Source organism: Streptomyces marincola, from assembly GCF_020410765.1.
GTDB lineage: Bacteria > Actinomycetota > Actinomycetes > Streptomycetales > Streptomycetaceae > Streptomyces > Streptomyces marincola.
Window position 1 is genome coordinate 1,813,653 of sequence record NZ_CP084541.1, and the last position, 16,249, is coordinate 1,829,901.

The 16,249-nt window shown below is 74.2% G+C and carries 13 protein-coding genes; 5 read left to right on the plus strand and 8 right to left on the minus strand.

Annotated features, from left to right (window positions below):
• Positions 1 to 14: 14 nt before the first annotated feature.
• The 7 genes from mdlC to LC193_RS07805 are packed head-to-tail and all read right to left on the minus strand — an operon-like array spanning position 15 to position 7,459.
• The gene (gene mdlC / locus LC193_RS07775) at positions 15 to 1,598 is read right to left on the minus strand and encodes a benzoylformate decarboxylase (protein ID WP_226072824.1); all 1,584 of its coding nucleotides are present in this window, start codon (positions 1,596 to 1,598) and stop codon (positions 15 to 17) included.
• Entirely contained in the window at positions 1,595 to 3,979 is a 2,385-nt protein-coding gene (locus tag LC193_RS07780) for a xanthine dehydrogenase family protein molybdopterin-binding subunit (protein ID WP_226072826.1), read from the minus strand. The genes mdlC and LC193_RS07780 overlap by 4 nt, the downstream gene beginning before the upstream one ends.
• Positions 3,976 to 4,440, minus strand: coding sequence for a (2Fe-2S)-binding protein (locus LC193_RS07785; protein ID WP_226072828.1), 465 nt, complete (start codon positions 4,438 to 4,440; stop codon positions 3,976 to 3,978). Before LC193_RS07785 ends, LC193_RS07780 begins: the two co-directional genes overlap by 4 nt.
• Positions 4,437 to 5,303: an FAD binding domain-containing protein gene (locus LC193_RS07790; RefSeq protein WP_226072830.1), complete on the minus strand. Its 867-nt coding sequence runs from the start codon at positions 5,301 to 5,303 to the stop codon at positions 4,437 to 4,439. Before LC193_RS07790 ends, LC193_RS07785 begins: the two co-directional genes overlap by 4 nt.
• The gene (locus tag LC193_RS07795; RefSeq protein WP_226072831.1) at positions 5,300 to 5,554 is read right to left on the minus strand and encodes a hypothetical protein; all 255 of its coding nucleotides are present in this window, start codon (positions 5,552 to 5,554) and stop codon (positions 5,300 to 5,302) included. Before LC193_RS07795 ends, LC193_RS07790 begins: the two co-directional genes overlap by 4 nt.
• Complete coding sequence (locus LC193_RS07800) at positions 5,529 to 6,116, minus strand: aromatic-ring-hydroxylating dioxygenase subunit beta (RefSeq protein WP_226072832.1); 588 nt, start codon at positions 6,114 to 6,116, stop codon at positions 5,529 to 5,531. The genes LC193_RS07795 and LC193_RS07800 overlap by 26 nt, the downstream gene beginning before the upstream one ends.
• Positions 6,113 to 7,459: an aromatic ring-hydroxylating oxygenase subunit alpha gene (locus LC193_RS07805; protein WP_226072833.1), complete on the minus strand. Its 1,347-nt coding sequence runs from the start codon at positions 7,457 to 7,459 to the stop codon at positions 6,113 to 6,115. Before LC193_RS07805 ends, LC193_RS07800 begins: the two co-directional genes overlap by 4 nt.
• A gap of 593 nt (positions 7,460 to 8,052) precedes the next feature.
• On the opposite strand from LC193_RS07805, the gene LC193_RS07810 reads away from it, so the two are divergent.
• The 5 genes from LC193_RS07810 (at position 8,053) to LC193_RS07830 (ending at position 14,876) form a co-directional block, all read left to right on the plus strand.
• A complete protein-coding gene (locus tag LC193_RS07810; protein ID WP_226072834.1) occupies positions 8,053 to 9,303 on the plus strand; it encodes a cytochrome P450 in 1,251 nt (416 codons plus the stop codon).
• Positions 9,304 to 9,353: 50 nt separating this feature from the next.
• The gene (locus LC193_RS07815; protein ID WP_226072835.1) at positions 9,354 to 10,784 is read left to right on the plus strand and encodes an aldehyde dehydrogenase family protein; all 1,431 of its coding nucleotides are present in this window, start codon (positions 9,354 to 9,356) and stop codon (positions 10,782 to 10,784) included.
• 90 nt (positions 10,785 to 10,874) lie between these two features.
• Entirely contained in the window at positions 10,875 to 12,251 is a 1,377-nt protein-coding gene (locus tag LC193_RS07820; RefSeq protein ID WP_226072836.1) for an MFS transporter, read from the plus strand.
• Positions 12,252 to 12,402: 151 nt separating this feature from the next.
• A complete protein-coding gene (locus LC193_RS07825; protein WP_226072837.1) occupies positions 12,403 to 14,004 on the plus strand; it encodes an ABC-F family ATP-binding cassette domain-containing protein in 1,602 nt (533 codons plus the stop codon).
• 89 nt (positions 14,005 to 14,093) lie between these two features.
• Positions 14,094 to 14,876 (plus strand): SDR family NAD(P)-dependent oxidoreductase, encoded by a 783-nt coding sequence (locus LC193_RS07830; RefSeq protein WP_226072839.1) that lies wholly within the window; start codon positions 14,094 to 14,096, stop codon positions 14,874 to 14,876.
• Positions 14,877 to 14,932: 56 nt separating this feature from the next.
• On the opposite strand, the gene LC193_RS07835 is transcribed toward LC193_RS07830, so the two are convergent.
• Entirely contained in the window at positions 14,933 to 16,231 is a 1,299-nt protein-coding gene (locus LC193_RS07835) for an FAD-dependent oxidoreductase (RefSeq protein WP_318842133.1), read from the minus strand.
• Between the last annotated feature and the right edge of the window lie 18 nt (positions 16,232 to 16,249).

Sequence of the window (16,249 nt, forward strand, 5' to 3'; positions counted from 1 at the left end):
CGGTGGGGCGGGGCTCACCTGTCCACCACGACGTCGAGCACGTAAGGCCCCGCGGCCGTGAGCGCGGTGCGCAGCGCCGGGACCAGGGCGGCGGGGTCCTCGACCCTGCCGCCCGCGCAGCCCTGGGCCGCGCCGAGCGCGGCGAAGTCGAGGCCGTCGAGCGCCGTGCCCACGGGCTTGGCCATGCCGAAGCGTTCGGCGAAGCCCTCGACGGTGGCGTAGCGGCGGTTGTTCACCACGATGACGGTGAGCGGGAGGCGCAGCTGTGCGGCCGACCACAGGGCCTGGACGGCGTACATGGCGGAGCCGTCGCCCACGACGGCGACCACGCGTGTGCCCGGCCTGCCGAGCGCGATGCCGACGGCCGCGGGGAGCCCGTGGCCCAGCGCGCCGCTCGCGGTGGTGTAGAAGGTCTCGGGCCCGAGGTTGGGCAGGTGCTCGCACATCAACGGGCGGGTCCCCGGCGCCTCTTCCACCAGGACGCACCCCGGGGGGCGTTCCTCGGCGAGGGCGTGCACGAGGTGCGCCTGGGTGATCGCGCTCGTGGCGGGCGCGGGCGGCGCGGGGCGGGGGCGGGCGGGCGGCGGGGTGCGCGGGCGCAGGGGCGGGTGGGCGCCCAGGGAGCGCAGCGCGGGCGCCAGGCCGGTGATGACGGCCGTTCCGCCCGGGCACCAGGCGGCCTGCTCGGGGTCGTCGGTGAGGAGGTAGAGGTCGGCGCCCGGTGGCAGGTGCGGTCCCGCGCCGGGCACGTGGTAGGTGAACACCGGCGCGCCCACCGACAGCACCACGTCGTGTCCCGCGAGGGTGCGCACGATCTCCTCGCGCACCGGCGGCAGGAAGCCGGCGAACAGCGGGTGCCGTTCGGGGAAGGCGCAGCGGTGGGACATCGGTTCGGCCCAGACCGGCGCGTGGTGCGCCTCGGCCAGTGCCACGAGATCGGGCACGGCCCCCTCGCGGTCGACCCCCGCCCCCGCGATCAGCACGGGCGAGGCGGCGGACGCCAGCGCCTGGCCGGCGCGGGCGAGCAGTCCCGGGTCCGCCGCGTAGGTGGTGCTCGCGCGCCGGAGCAGGACGGGTTCCGCGGGCCGGTCCCAGTCGTCGCTGGGCACGGAGACGAGCACGGGCCCGGCGGGCGGCGCGGTCGCGAGGTGCCTGGCCCTGGCGATGGCCGCCGGCACGTCCTCGGCGCGGGCGGGTTCGCGGCTGAGTTTGACGTAGGGGCGCGGGAGCGTCGTGGCGTCCTCGGACAGCAGGTACGGGTGGCCTTCGAGCAGGGAGCGCGCCTGCTGTCCCGCGACGACCACCAGGGGCGTGCGGTTGCGGCGCGCGGTGAACAGCGCGCCCATCGCGTGGCCAACGCCGGCGGCGGCGTGCAGGTTGACGAGCACGGGGCGGTGCGTGGCCTGCGCGTACCCGTCGGCCATCCCCACCACGACCGACTCCTGGAGGCCGAGGACGTAGCGGAAGTCGTCGGGGAAGTCGCGCAGCATGGGGAGTTCGAGCGATCCGGGGTTGCCGAAGACCGTGGTCATGCCCTCCGCGCGCAGCAGGTCGAACACGGCTTCGCGTACCGTCGTCGCCTCGTTCCGCCGGGTCATCGGGTTCCGCCTTCCGCAGTGATGCCCGCCGCCCTGAGGGCCGCGCGGACGCGCGCGGGGGTGAGCGGGAGCGTGGTCAGGGTGTGCGCGATCTCGGGCACCGCGGCGGCGACGGCGCACGCGACCGCCGCGGGCGGCAGGATGGTGCCGCCCTCGCCGAGCCCCTTGAAGCCGCCGGGGATCGCGTCGCTCGGCGTGCTCGTGTGCTCGACGACGAGGTCGTCGGGCACGTCCTGGGCGGCGGGGAGCGTGTATTCGCGGAACGACCGGGTCAGGGGCCGGCCCTCGGCGTCGGCCGCGGACTCCTCGGTGAGCGCCTGCCCGAGGCCCTGGGCGATGCCCCCGACGGTCTGGCCGTGCGCGATCAGCGGGTTGACCAGCACGCCGCTGTCGTGCACGGCCCAGTAGCCCGCCACGGTGACGCGGCCGGTCCCGAGGTCGACCGCGACCTCGGCGGCGTGCGCGCCGTGCGCGAACGTGAGGCTCGGCGGGTCGAAGTCCACCGCTTCCTCCAGCCGGACCGGGTCGGTCCTGTCCCTTCTCCCCCAGCCCCGGTAGCCGCGGTGGGCGACCTCGCGCCACGTGATCCACGCGCCGTCGGGGCCGTGGAAGGCGGCGTCGGGGGATGTCGGAACGGCGTCGGGCGCGACCCGCTGGGTCACGTGCTCGGGTTCCGTGCCGAGGAAGCCGGCGGCCAGCGCCCTCATGCGGTCCGCGAGCCGCCGGGCGGCGAGGACGAGCGCGCCGCCCGCGAGCGTCACGGCCCGGCTGGCCTGGGAGGACAGGTCGGAGTGCGGGGCGGTGTCGGTGTCGCCGAGTTCGACCCGCACCCAGTCCAGGGGGATGCCGAGCCCGTCCGCCGCGATCTGCGCCAGGCTGGTCTCGATGCCCTGCCCGACCGCCGTCACCCCGGCGTACACGGTGCTCGTCCCGTCGTGGTTGACGCGCAGCCGCACCCCTTCCCAGCCGCTCCAGGCGATGTCGAGCGCCTCAAGGAGCGCGGAGGGCGCGAACGCGCTGATCTCCACGGCCGCCACGGCGGCGGTGCCCCGGCGCACCCACGGCGGGTCGGGCGCGGCCTCACGCCGGGACAGGGCGACCGCGCGGCGCAGCGCGGCGCCGTAGTCGCCGCTGTCGTAGGTGAGTCCGGTGTGCGTGGTGTGGGGCAGCTCGTGCGGGCGGATGAGGTTGCGTTCGCGCAACTCGACCGGTGGGAGGGCGAGTTCGCGGGCTGCCTCGTCGATGAGGCGTTCCCTGACGAACGTCGCCTCCTGCATGCCGTAGCCGCGGTAGGCGCCGGTGGGGACGCGGGTGGTGTACACGCCGGTGACGGTGGCCGCGGCGGCCTCCACGTGGTAGGGGCCCTGGAGGGTCAGGGCGGCGACCTGGTAGGGGCCGCTGCCCGCCTGGGTGGCGTACGCGCCCAGGTCGGCCAGGATGTGCGCGTCGAACGCGAGGAAGCGGCCGTCCTCGCCGACCGCGAGGCGCGCCGTGGTCCGCTGGCCGCGGCCCTGGTAGGCGCCGGTGAAGTTCTCCGCGCGGGTCTCGACCCAGCGCACCGCGGCCCCCAGGGCGACGGCGGCGGCGCACACCATCGCCTCGTCCGGGTAGAGCAGGACCTTGCTGCCGAACGAACCGCCCACGTCGGGCGCGATGACGCGGACGCGGTCGGCGCGCAGGCCGAGCACCGCGCACAGGTCCTGCCGCATCGCGTGCGGGCCCTGGCTGCTGGCGCGCACGGTGAGCAGGCCGGTTCCGGCGTCGAACTCGGCCAGCACGCCGCGCGGTTCGAGCGGCGCGTGGTTCACCCGCGGCAGCGTGAACTCGCGTTCGACGACCAGGGCCGCGCGGGCGAGTGCCGCGGCGATGTCCGCCGGGGGCGAGCCGTGGCGGACGCGGCCGGCCTCGTTGCCCGGCGTGCCGGGCACGACCGGCGGGGCGCCCTCGGCCAGCGCGGCGGCGAGCGTCGGCACCGGGGGCAGCGGGTCGAGTTCGAGCCGCACGGCCTCTGCCAGGTCCTCGGCCGCGCCCGGCGAGTCCGCGACGACGACGCCCAGCGGCTGCCCGGCGTAACGGGCGGTGCCGACGGCGACGGGGATGGTGTCCTCCGGCTGGCCCGGCAGGAGCCAGACCGCGGGGATCGGCGCGGTGCGCTCGGCCAGCTCGCGGGGCCCGAGCACGAGGGCGCAGCGGGGGTCGTTCCTGGCGGCCGTGGCGTCGAAGCGGACGACGTGCGCGTGCGCGAGCGGGCTGCGCACGAACGCCGCGTGCAGCACCGCGTCGGCGCGCAGGTCCGCGAGGTAGCGGCCGTTCCCGCGCACGAGCCGGTCGTGGTGGGGCGGGGGAACGGGCCTGCCGATGTGGCGGTTCCCCCCGGTCACCGGTCGGCCCCCCGGTCCCCCGTGACCCTGCGCACCGCGGCGCGGATACCCTCGTAGCCGGTGCACCGGCACAGGTGCCCGGCTAGCACGTCCGCCTCGCCCCGGCCCCGGGCGGCGGCGTGGGCCATCCGCACGAGCAGGCCGGGGACGCAGAACCCGCACTGGAGCCCGTGCTCCTCGACGAGCGCGCGCTGCTCGGGCGCGAGTTCGCCCTGTTTCGCCAGGCCCTCGACGGTGGTGACCTCGCGTCCGTCGGCCTGCACCGCGAGCAGCAGGCAGGAGCACACCGGCTCGCCGTCGAGCAGCACCACGCAGGCGCCGCAGTCGCCGGTCCCGCAGCCGATGTGCGTGCCGGTCAGGCGCAGTTCGGTGCGCAGGTGCTCGGCGAGGGTGGTGCGGTGCTCGGTGGCGCCGGTCCGCGCGACGCCGTTGACCCGGATCGTGATCGTCCGGACGTTCATCGCTCCTCCGTTCCGGCGCGGTCCGCCAGGGCGCGGGCGAGCAGGACGCCGACGACCTCCGCGCGGTGCTCCCGGTCCTCGTCCGCCGGTCGGGGGCCGCCGGCCGCCTCCGCGACGACCGAGGCGACCAGGCCGGGGTGCGGTCCCGCGACGGGGCGGCCCGTGAGCCGGGCCTCGACCCCGGGCAGGCGCAGCGGAACAGGGCCGCAGCCGGCCGCCACGACGCGCGCGGCCCGGATGGCGCCGTCGGCTGTCCGCAGCCCGAGGCACAGGCAGGCGACGGGATAGCCGGAGTCGCCGCGCGTCGCGAACTCGTGGAAGGTGTAGGCGAGTTCGCCGCCGCGGGGAAAGACGAGCCCGGTCACCACCTCGTCCGGCGCGCGCACGGTGGTGTGCGCGCCGGTGAGGAACCGCGCCGCGGGGACGGACCGCACGCGGCGCGCCGAGCGCAGCACGATGTCGGCGCCCAGCGCGGCGGCGACCGCGGGCAGTTCGGCGCCGGGCGCCGCGTGGCAGAGGGAGCCGCCGAGCGTGGCACGCGCGCGGATGTGCGGGTGGGCCACGCGGGCGGCGGCCGAGGACAGCACCGGCAGGACGGCGGCCAGTTCCGCGTGCCGTTCCAGATCGCGCAGCCTGGTCATCGCGCCGATCCTGACCCGGACGGGTCCGATGCCGATCCCGGCGAGGCCGGAGACCGCGTTCAGGTCCACGACCACGTCGGGGCGCACCTCGCGGCGGGTCAGCAGCGGGACCAGGCTCTGGCCGCCCGCGAGCGGCGCGACCGTCCGCCCGGGGGCGTCGAGCGCGCGGAGCACGCCTTCGACGGTCCCGGGCGCGGTGTGCTCGAACGCGACGGCGGTCACGTGGTCGTCCTCTCCTGCACCGCCGCGCGCACCAGGGCGGTGGCCGCCTCGGGGGTCAGGGAGCACAGCGCGTCCAGGACCGTCGCGTCGAGCAGCGTGCTGAGCCCGGTGCGCTCGGACACCAGAAGCAGCCGCCGGCCGTTGCCCGTGCGGTGCAGCAGGACGGCGACCGACGCCGACTCGCACGACACCCGGCACAGCGGGGTGTCCGCGGGCTGCCCGGACTCAGAAGATGACGGACAGTTGTTCATGGGTGGCGACCTCCACATCGAGCAGGACACGCCTGCGCAGCAGCACCCAGCGCCCGCGGTGCTCGCGGAGCAGGTCGTGGCGCGCGGTGCTGACGAGCACGGCGTGCTCGGCTCCGCGGTTGCTGGTGACCAGCAGGTTGGCGTCGGCCCGCACCACCCCGGGCGCGGGCGCGTCGAACACCCGGACCGCGCCGAGGAAGTGCCGCGTCGTGGTGGCGGGCCGGTCCGACCACGCCTGGAGCAGTCCGGCCCGGCCGAGCTTCAGCTCGAAGACCCGCTTGGTGGCCTCGAACAGCACGGCGGACGCGCTGTGCCGGGGCAGCGCGGGGTCCTCCCGCAGCAGCGGCACGGGGATCTCGTAGCGGAACGCCGGGTCGAGCATGTCGAGCCACAGCTGGTGCTCCCCCTCGTCCAGCGCGGCGCCCTCGTCCGCGAGCACGGCGGCGATCTCCTGGTCGAGGGCGGCACGTCGCTCGCCCCGCTCGGGGAACGGGCCGTCGGCCAGGTCCTCGGGGCGGGTGGCGGCGTGTGCCGGGGAACGCCCGTCCGGCGCGCCGGTCACGGCAGTTCCCCCATCAGCTCGGCCCAGCGCCGGTAGAAGGCGCGCTGGTTGTGCTCGCTCAGGGTGCCCACCTCGGCCCGCGCCGGGCCGGGGAAGTCCTTGGCCGGAACGCCCCGGTCGGCGCCGAGGCTGAGGTCGACGGGCGCTCCCCGGTCCGGCGCCGAGCGGGCCAGGGCCGCGTCGATCCGGGCGAAGTTCTCGAAGTCGTCCATCTCGAACAGGATTCCTCCGGCCGACTGGGTCCTGGCCTGGAAGCGGTAGGAGCGCTGCCGCCACTCGGGGTCCATCGCGGTGGGCACGAGCGTCCAGTACAGGCACTCGGTCTCGCGCGCGCTGATCGGCACGTGGGCGCGGACCACGAGGAAGCGCGTCAGCGGATCGGTGTCCTCGCCCACCGCGCGGTCGTGCGCGACGCTGAGGAACACGGTGTTGGGGAACAGCACCCCGTGCGCGACCTCGCAGTGGGAGGTGAACCGCACCTGCTCCGGGGTCTGCGCGGCGGCCAGTTCGGCCCAGCGCTCGGGCGGGTAGCCGGGGAACTCGGGGGCGGCCAGGTCCCGGTCCTCGATCGAACGCCCGCTCTCGACGACGTACCCGGCCCGCACGCTGTGGCCGCCCGGGGTGGCGATGTTGACCGCGACGAGGTCGGTTCCCGAGCGCCCCCGGGTGCCGTCGGCCAGCGTGTCACCGTAGATGCCCTGCTGGAGCGCGATCTGGTGGGTGGTGCGCATGTGGTAGCCGTCGCCCGCGAAGTTGTCCGTGGGTATCTTCCAGTTGCCCCTGGTGCGCACCCGCTGCGGCGGCCCCCACACCTCCCACTGCCCGGCCCCGCAGTCGAGGAAGGCGTCGAGGTACCAGCCGATCTCCCCCAGGTACTCATCGAGTCCCGGGGCCTCGGCGTCCCACGTGGCGAAGAGGAACCCGCGCCGGTCCTCGACGCGCGCGGTGGGCAGGCCGTGCCCGCCGGGGTCGAAGTCCGCCGGGTAGGCCGACCTGAGCGCGGGCACGCCGACCAGCCGGCCGTCGTTGGCGAACGTCCATCCGTGGTAACTGCACCGCAGGTGCGCGGCGTTGCCCAGGCTCGCGCGGCACAGGCGGGTGCCGCGATGGGTGCAGGAATTGTGCAGCGCACGCACGACTCCGTCCTCACCCCGCATGACGACGACTTCGTCCCTGCCGAGGGTGCGCACGATGTAATCGCCGGGTTCTCGCACCTCGTCGGCAAATCCGAGAAGCTGCCAGGAAGGATGGAAGACGCGGTCGAACTCGTCGCCGAGCACATCGTCGTCAATAAACGCACGACGACCGACCGCGCGCGCGGAACCATCGACTCCGAAGGACACGAACCCCTCCTCCGAGAAAAATCCCATGACTGGGCATAAATGCTGTGCATTCAGCAGCCGCCTGTCGTGGAAATTGCGAAGCGTGAACGCACTGTGAAAAGCAGGTATACGCGCGGCCCCCGCCGGGCAATCGCGTCGAAGATCCATCGCGGGACGAGGGCGCCGGGTCCCGCCAGACCACAGGGTGCCGCTCGTCGGCCGACCAGTCCGGATCGCCTTGCCCCTGGCATGGGACGGCCCCGGAGGCCGGTAACAACTTCATGCTAAAGGCAGTGACTTCGGCGCGCAAGTGCGTGACCACCCGCTGCGACGGGCCCCCGCGCCCGCCTCCGCGACGCCCCGGCCCCCGGGGCGGGCGCCCGCGGCCCGGTGCACCGCACCGCCCGGGGCGGGGAATTCACCGGGTTCACCTGGATCGACCGGAGAATCCCCGCATCGGCATGCAGGACCTGCCTCGGGCCCATAAAAAGAAGCACCGGCCATCGCGACCTTGAGATGCCACCGAGACCTGCCCTACGGTGAGGACGAGCGAGCCACGGATTCTTGCTCCGACAGGACCGGATGTCCCACCCCACTTCTCGGGAGTCACCTCCATGTCGCTTGACTTCGTATCCGTCGACGACTTCTCTCATAATCGGTTCCAGTACATCGAGGACCCGTTTCCGTTCTACGCACAGATGCGCGAACACCGCCCGGCCCACCTGTCCGAGTCGATCTTCGGCGGCACCTGGCTGATGTTCCGCTACGCGGACTGCGCCGGGCTGATGAAGGACGAGCGGCTGTCCAACGCCCGCTCCGCGGTCCCCCTGCGCTTCCTCCCGCCCGAACAGCGCGAGGAGTTCGCGGACATGCTCGACGTGTACAGCCGCTGGCTGGCGTTCCACGACGGCGCCGAGCACACCCGCAACCGCAGGCAGGCCAACCGGAGCTACGTGCCGTTCACGGACGAGTACCTCGAACCGCGTATCCAGGGCCTCGTCGACGGACTGCTCGACCGGGTGGATCCCAAGGGGTTCGACCTCATCGGGGAGTTCGCGTTCCCGTTACCCGCCATGGTGATCGCCGACGTGCTCGGTGTCCCGGTGGAGCGGCACGCCGACCTCAACCGCTGGACCGACGACATCGCCCACCTCTTCGGCTCGACCTCCGTCACGGTGGACCACCTGCGCCGGACCAGGGAGAGCACCCGGCAGCTCGCGGACTTCCTCGCTTCCGAGGAGAACGCGCGCCTCTCGCGCGCCGAGGGCGGGCTGCTGCACCAGCTCCGGGAGGCCCGGGTGCGCGGGCACCGGTTCTCCGAGCGCGACGTCGTCGCGCAGGCGGCGCTGCTGCTGTTCGCGGGCGTCGCGTCGATCCGCTACCTCATCGGCAACTGCGTGCACGCCCTCGCCGACCACCCCGTGAGCGAGCGGAACCTGCTGCTGCACCCCGAGACCGTGGGTCCCGCGGTCGAGGAACTCCTGCGCCTGTGCACACCGGTGTCGTTCGTCGGGCGGATCGCGGCCGAGGCGTTCGAGTACACCGCATCGGACGGGACCGTCATGCCGCTGGCCAAGGGGCAGCCCCTGCTGCTGTACGTGGCCTCGGCCAACCGCGACCCCGAGGTCTTCGACCGGCCGGACGAACTGGTCCTCGACCGGCCGCTGCCCAACCGGCACCTGACGTTCGGCATCGGCAGGCACCTGTGCTTCGGCGACCCGCTGGTGCGCCAGACGACCAGGATCGCGCTGAGCAGCCTCTACCGCAGGTGGCCGGAGCTGCGGGTGCCGCGGCAGGAGGCCAACTGGAACAACAACCTGGGCTTCCACGGCTTCACCTCCCTCCAGGTCACCGGCGGCGACTGAACGCCGCCCGCGCCCGACCACCCCACCGGCCGAACCCTCAGGAGAGCCCCGTGACAGCACCAGCCCCGCCCACCCTGCGCAACGTCATCGACGGCAAGCGCGCGGAAGCCGCGGCGGGCACCGAGTACAGGGACCTGCTCGACCCGTGTACCGGCGAAGCCCACCTGCGCGCGCCCTGTACCGGCGCCGAGGACGTCGACCGCGCCATGCGCGCGGCGGCCTCGGCCTTCGGCGAGTGGTCGCGGACCACGCCCGCCGAGCGCCAGTCGGCCCTGCTCGACCTCGCGGACGCCGCCGCCGGGCGGGCCGCCGAGTTCGCCGAGGCCGAACTCGGCGACACCGGAAGCCGGCACGCCGGCGGCGAGATCGGCGTAATCGTCGACGAGCTGCGCTTCTTCGCCGGTGCCGCGCGGCTGCTCGACGGCGTGGCGGGCGGCGAGTACGCGCCCGGCCACACCTCCTACACCCGGCGCGAACCGGTCGGAGTCTGCGCGCAGCTCGCGCCGTGGAACTTCCCCATGCTGATGGCGGTGCTCAAGTCGGCGCCGGCGATCGCCGCGGGGAACACCGTCGTGCTCAAGCCCGCCGAGACCACCCCGTCGTCGGCGCTGCTGCTGGCCGACATCGCCACGAGCATCCTGCCGCCCGGCGTGCTCAACGTCGTGTGCGGCGGCCCGGACACGGGGCGGCTCATGGTCGAGCACCCGGTGCCCGCCGCGGTCTCGCTGACCGGTTCGGTCGCGGCCGGCGTGGACGTGGCCACCCGCGCCGCCGCCACGCTCAAACGCACCCACCTGGAACTGGGCGGCAAGACCCCGGTCCTGGTCTGCGACGACGCCGACCTCGACGAGGCCGTGCGGACGATCGTCACCGGCGCGTTCACCAACGCGGGACAGGACTGCACGGCCGCCAGCCGGGTCCTGGTGACCGACGCGCTGCACGACCGGCTGCTGGAGGCGCTGGTGCGGGAGGCGTCGGCCCGGCGGCCAGGGCCGCCGTCGGACCCCGGCGCCGCCTACGGGCCGCTGAACAACGCCGAGCACCTGGCGCGCGTGCAGTCCTGCCTCGACGGGCTGCCGCCGCACGCCCGGGCGGTGACGGGCGGCCACCGGGTGGGCGACCGCGGCTGGTTCTACGCCCCCACCGTCATCGCCGGCGTGCGCGAGGACGACGAGATCACCCGCACGGAGGTCTTCGGACCCGTGATCACCGTCGAGCGGTGCGCCGACGAGGCGGAGGCTCTGCGGCGGGCCAACTCCTCGGCGTACGGCCTGGCTTCGGCGGTCTGGACCACTGACCACCGCAAGGCGATGCGGCTCTCGGCCGAACTGGACTACGGCACCGTCTGGGTGAACACGCACCTCCAGTTCCCCTCGGAGCTGCCGCACGGCGGCTTCCGCCAGTCCGGCAACGGCAAGGACCTCTCGCGGTACGGCTTCGAGGCGTACACGAGGGTCAAGCAGGTGACCCACCGCCTGTAGTGTCCAGCCACGCAAGGACGACGACGGCGGTCGGCAGGGCACCGGGGCTCGGTGCGCCCGTGCGGGCCTTGAGGCTTCGGATTAAGGGTCATGCAGCGTTCCCCCAGCGTGTTCTCGCCGCAGTGGCGGCTCACCAGCGTCGGCGTGGCCGTCGCGATCAGCATCTTCGCGTTCGAGGGCATCGCGGTCGCGACGGCGATGCCCTCGGCGGTGCGCGACCTGGACGGGCTCGCCTTCTTCGGCTGGCCCTACAGCGCCTTCCTGGTCATGAACCTGGTGGGCCTGGGCGTGGCGGGCCAGTGGTGCGACCGGGTCGGGCCGCGCACCCCGCTGCTCACCGGCATCGCCGTGTTCACCGCGGGGCTGCTGATGGCGGGGACCGCCGGGCACATGGCGGTGTTCGTCCTGGGCCGGGGCGCGCAGGGGTTCGGCGTGGGTCTCGCGTCCATCGCGGTGTTCCAGCTGGTGGCGATGGTCTACCCGCCCGACCTGCGCCCCAAGGCGCTGGCCATCATCTCCACGGCCTACGTGCTCCCCGCCCTGGTCGGGCCGATGATCTCGGGCACGATCACCGCGCACGTCGGGTGGCGCTGGGTGTTCCTCGGCCTGGTGCCGGTGGCGGTGGCCGGCGGCCTGACGCTGCTCCCGGCCCTGCGCACGGCGCCCGCGCCGGGGCGTTCGGCGGAGAACGGGTCGCGCCGGCCGCTGTTCGCCCTGCTCGCCGGGGTGGGGGTCGTCATGCTCCAGGCCGGGGGCAACGCGGTCGTCGCCGGGCGGACGGTGCTCGCCGTCCTCGCGCTTGGGGCCGGGCTGCTGGCCCTGGGCGCGGGGCTGCGCGAGCTGCTGCCCCGGGGGGCGACGCGGCTGCGTCGGGGCGTTCCCTCCGTGGTGGCGGTGCGCGGCCTGCTGGCGGGGCCGTTCTACGCCATGGAGTCCATCGTGCCGCTGACCCTCGTCACCCTGCACGGCTTCGGGACCGTCGCCTCGGGCCTGCCGCTGCTCGCGGGCGCGCTCGGCTGGTGGGCGGGGGCCCAGGCGCAGGGCAGGATCACCGCGGTCTCCCGGCAGTCGCTGCTGCGGTGGGGGCTGCTGGCCCTGGTGGTCTGCTTCGCCGGAATGGCGGCCCTGAGCCTGCCGGGCGCGCCCGGGTGGCCGGTGTACCTGCTGTGGATCGTGGGCGGTCTCGGCATGGGGGTGTGCGTCCCCACCACGGGCGTGCTCGTGCTCGACCAGTCCGCCGAGGACGAGACAGGAAGGAATTCGTCGGCACTCCAGATCAGCGACGTGACCGCGGCCGGGCTCGGCACCAGCGCGGCCGGGGTGATCGTCGGCGCCACCGAGGGCGGCGGCCTGGACTTCGGCGCCGGCATGGCGGTGCTCGGCCTGGCGGCGGCTGCCGTCTGCGCCGCCGCGGCGGTGTGCGCCTCGCGCACGGCGCCCCCGGCGGAGCGCGCCGTCGCGGGCTGAACCGCCGCTCCGTACGCCCGCGCACCTTCGTCTTGCACGTTCTGTTCGCAGGTCGTTACCATGACGCACATGTCGACTCCCCGCGTCTCCTAGCGACCTGGCTCCCTTCCAGAGGACAGGTCTGCCATGAGGAGCTCACGGAGAGTCCCCTTTGATTACCGTACGCAATATCGATGTTCGTGTCGGCGCGCGTCTGCTGCTGTCGGACGTCAGTTTCCATGTGACCCCCGGTGACCGGGTCGCCCTCGTCGGGCGCAACGGGGCGGGCAAGACCACGCTCATGCGCACGCTGGCGGGTGAGCTGCGGCCCGTCGGCGGGTCCATCCAGGCGACGGGACCGGTCGGTTACCTCGCCCAGGACCCGCGCGGAGCCGACCAGGACCAGACGGTCAGCGGCCGGGTCCTGGCCGCGCGCGGCCTCGACCGGGTCACCGCCGAGCTGCGCGCCGCGGAGCTCGCCATGTCGGAGGCCGGGTCCGACGCCGAGCGGGACCGGGCCATGCGCGCGTATGCCAGGGCCCAGGACGAGTTCGACGCCCTGGGAGGCTACGCGGCCGAAGCCGTCGCCGCCCAGGTCACCGCGGGCGTCGGGCTGCCCGACCGGGTGCTCACGCAGCGGCTCGGCGAGCTGTCCGGCGGGCAGCGCAGACGGGTCGAGCTGGCCCGGCTCCTGTTCGCCGAGCAGGACACGCTGCTGCTCGACGAGCCGACCAACCACCTCGACGCCGACTCCGTCGCCTGGCTGCGCGACTTCCTGAAGGGCTTCCCCGGCGGCCTGATGATGATCAGCCACGACACGGACCTTGTGGCCGCCGTGGCGAACCGGGTCTTCCACGTCGACGCGGAACGGCTCGTGCTCGACGTGTACAACACCGGCTGGCGCCGTTACCGGACCGACCGCGAAGCGGCCGAGCGGCGGCGGGCGCGGGAGCGGGCCAACGCCGAGCGCAAGGCGGCGGCGCTGCGCGCGCAGGCGGAGAAGATGCGCTCGCACGTCGCCACCGCGGTGGCCGCGCGGAACATGGCCCGCCGCGCCGACACCATGCTGCGGGAGCTGGAGCCGGTGCGCAGGGCCGAACGCGTGGCACGCGTGCGGCTGCCCGTCCCGGCCCCGTGCGGGCGCGTTCCGCTGGCCGCGGCCGGGCTGGCCAAGGCGTACGGCGAGCACCACGTCTTCGACGGGATCGACCTCGCCGTCGACCGGGGCAGCCGGGTCGTCGTGCTGGGGCTCAACGGCGCGGGCAAGACCACGCTGCTGCGGGTCCTGGCCGGCGAACTGACGCCGGACCGGGGGCACGTCGTGCGCGGGCACGGGCTGCGCCTGGGGTACTTCGCCCAGGAGCACGAGACCCTCGCGCCCACCAGCACGGTGTTCGAGGCGCTGTCGTCCGCGGCCCCCGAGCTGACCCACGGAGAGGTCAGGCAGGTGCTGGGCGCGTTCCTCTTCCGCGGCGACGATGTCGACAAGCCCACCGGCGTGCTCTCCGGCGGCGAGAAGACCCGCCTCGCGCTGGCCTGCCTGGTCCACTCCGGCGCGAACGTGCTGCTGCTCGACGAGCCCACGAACAACCTGGACCCGCTCTCGCGCGACGAGGTCCTCGGCGCCGTGTCCGACTACCCGGGCGCGATCGTCATGGTCACGCACGACCGCGGGGCGGTCGAGGCCCTGCGCCCCGACCGGGTCCTCATCCTCCCCGACGGCGACGAGGACCTCTGGAACGACGAGTACGCCGACCTCGTGTCGCTGGCCTGATCCCACCACCGTGGGCGCAGGCCGCCACCAGCGGTACACCCCGGCCCCCGCCGGTCCCACCCGGACCGGCCCGCACCCCAGGGAGCACCATGCCCGACCTGAAAGGCCGCACAGCACTGGTCACCGGTTCCTCGCGCGGGATCGGCCGCGGGATCGCGGAACGGCTGGCCGCGAGCGGCGCGCACGTGGCCGTCCACTACGGGCACGACGAGCGGGCCGCGGCCGAGACCGTGGCGCACTTACGCGAACGCGGTGGTGAGGCGTTCGCCGTCGGCGCCGACCTCTCGACGGTCGCCGGGGTGGACACGCTGCTGGCCGAGGCCGGCTCCCGGTTCGCCGAGAGCGGCAGGGACCGGCTCGATGTGCTGGTCAACAACGCGGGGTTCAGCACGACGTTCTTCGAGGCCACCACGCCGGAGATCTTCGACCGGCTCTTCGCGGTGAACGCCAGGGCGCCCTTCTTCCTGGTGCAGCGCGCCCTGCCGCTGCTCGCCGACGGCGGCAGGGTGGTGTCCGTCTCCTCCGCGGCGATCCGGGTCGCGGTGTCGGACGTGGCCTACACGATGGCCAAGGCCGCGGTGGTGGCGATGAACCGGACGCTCGCCCACCTGCTGGGCGAGCGCGGCATCACGGTCAACACCGTGGCCCCCGGCGCGGTGGACACCGACCTGACCGCCGCCGAGCGGCGGGAGGAGCCGGAGACGAGGCAGGTCATCATCGACATGACCGCGCTCGGCAGGATCGGCACGCCCCCCGATGTCGCCGATGTCGTGGCCTTCCTCGCCTCGGACGAGGCGAGGTGGGTCACCGGGCAGTGCATCGAGGTCAGCGGCGGTCTGTTCCTCGGCCTCCCTCCGGGCATCGCCCACTGACCCGTGTCGCGCACGGCGGAAGCGAGGCCCGGAAGGAGGTGGAGGAGACGGTGTTCCTAGTGCGACTCGCCGAGCCAGCCCGCGTCCGCCTCCGCGTCGCAGCCGACGAAGGTGTTCACGAACGCCTGGACGGCCTGTTCGTCGGTGGTGACGCGGTCCAGGTCGTCGAGGAAGTCGGCGCCGAACGGCCGCAGTTCCGCCTGCTCGCAGGTGTAGGCGAAGGCTTCGAGCCGCTGCGCGTCCCGGGTCGCGGCGTAGCCGGCCAGCGCCTCGTCGAGTCCCGCGGAGCCCGAAAGACCCGCGTCGAGCGCGTCGGCGAGCACGACGGCGTCGGCGAAGGCGTCGGAGATGCCCTGCGCCGAGACGGGGTCCTTGTGGTGTCCGGCGTCCCCGGCCAGGACCCACCCGGGGCCGTGCGCCTGCCTGCGTGCGTTGCGCACCGCCGCGGCCCTGGGGCGCGAGGTCAGTGTCCCGCCGGCCAGGGCCCGTTCGACCTCGGGCACCTCACGCAGCGCGGAGGTGTAGAACTCCGCCTGCGCCGCGCGGCCGGACCCCGGTGCCTCCTCGGGCGGGAACACCAGCGACACCACGGTGAGGCCGTGGTGCGTGGGCCACAGGGAGATGCCGCGCCTGCCGCGGAACACCACGCGCACGCCCCGCTCCCCCACGCCCGACCAGTATCCGTAGAGGCTGCGCGCGAGGACGCCCCTGTCCTCCACGACCGGGGACTTCACCAGGCGGGCGACCGTCGAGTTGCGGCCGTCGGCCCCGACCACGACGCGGGCCCGCAACTGCGCGGGGCCGTCGGGGCCGCTGCCCCGCACCCCCGCGACGCGGCCGTCCCCGACGACGAGGCCGGTGACCGCGAAGCGCTCCCTCAGCCGCGCGCCCGCGTCGCGGGCCTCGGCCGCCAGCATGGCGTCCAGTTCGATCCTGCGGGGCGCGTAGGTCGTGGCCGCCATCCCCCCGGCCCGCGGCCCGCCGGCCACCACGCGCCCCTCGAAATCGAGCGAGGCGCTGACGATGGGAGGGCATCCCCCTTTTTCCAACGCCGGGACGAGCCCCCATGACTGAAGCTGCCTGACCCCCGGCCACCTAATCCAATGAGTGGATTCCGTGTCGGTTCCCACAGGGTTTCGGTCAACTATTTCCACCGTATATCCGCGCTGGGCGAGCAGCATTCCAAGTGGCGCCCCCGCACACCGCGCCCCCACGATGACGACATCGCATGAATCGCCTATTGCCTTCGCTTCGCCGATCACCATTCGCACCGTCAGCCTCTCCGCATACACGCAGGTCAGGCGCCCTGGTCGCGTTGATCGACGACGCTGGAAATCACGCGTCAAGGGCACCATGGGAACATGGAGCCGCGC

Excerpts from the sequence above, each read along its gene's own strand:
- LC193_RS07830 (WP_226072839.1), top strand. The coding sequence starts at position 14,094 with ATGCCCGACCTGAAAGGCCGCACAGCACTGGTCACCGGTTCCTCGCGC.
- LC193_RS07795 (WP_226072831.1), bottom strand. The coding sequence starts at position 5,554 with ATGAACAACTGTCCGTCATCTTCTGAGTCCGGGCAGCCCGCGGACACC.
- LC193_RS07835 (WP_318842133.1), bottom strand. The coding sequence starts at position 16,231 with ATGGTGCCCTTGACGCGTGATTTCCAGCGTCGTCGATCAACGCGACCA.
- LC193_RS07785 (WP_226072828.1), bottom strand. The coding sequence starts at position 4,440 with ATGAACGTCCGGACGATCACGATCCGGGTCAACGGCGTCGCGCGGACC.
- LC193_RS07820 (WP_226072836.1), top strand. The coding sequence starts at position 10,875 with ATGCAGCGTTCCCCCAGCGTGTTCTCGCCGCAGTGGCGGCTCACCAGC.
- mdlC (WP_226072824.1), bottom strand. The coding sequence starts at position 1,598 with ATGACCCGGCGGAACGAGGCGACGACGGTACGCGAAGCCGTGTTCGAC.
- LC193_RS07810 (WP_226072834.1), top strand. The coding sequence starts at position 8,053 with ATGTCGCTTGACTTCGTATCCGTCGACGACTTCTCTCATAATCGGTTC.